The organism is Sandarakinorhabdus cyanobacteriorum, from assembly GCF_002251755.1.
GTDB lineage: Bacteria > Pseudomonadota > Alphaproteobacteria > Sphingomonadales > Sphingomonadaceae > Sandarakinorhabdus > Sandarakinorhabdus cyanobacteriorum.
This window is the reverse complement of sequence record NZ_NOXT01000092.1, coordinates 1-425: the sequence shown is the minus strand read 5'-3', so window position 1 is coordinate 425 and position 425 is coordinate 1. Positions and strand designations below refer to the sequence as shown.

Genomic DNA, 425 nt, shown 5'->3' with positions numbered 1-425 from the left:
CTCCCGTGCCGCCCAAGCAGTTGGCGGTCGCCGATCCGGCCGCGCGCTGGACTGCGGCAAGCCGCGAGCGCGCCTTCTTCGCCTATGCCACCAACTACCTGATCGATCTTCAGCATGCGGTGATCGTCGATGTCGAGGCGACCACCGCCATCCGTCAGGCCGAGGTGACCGCCCAGCGCCGCATGATCGACAGAACACAGGAGCGCTTTGGTCTGTGGCCTGAGCGGCTCGTGGGCGACACCGGTTATGGCGATGCGAAGAACCTGTCATGGCTGGTGNGGAGCGCGGCATCGAGCCGCACATCCCGGTGTTCGACAAGTCCGCCCGCCGCGATGACACCTTCGAGCGCTCGGCCTTCAGCTACGACCATGAGGATGACAGCTACATCTGCCCTGAAGGCAAGCGACTGCGCCAGAGCCAGAGGG

The 425-nt window shown here is 65.6% G+C and carries 1 pseudogene; it reads left to right on the top strand.

The annotated features are described in order from the left end of the window. A pseudogene (locus CHU93_RS05300) lies at positions 1-425 on the top strand (transposase); the annotation flags it as partial.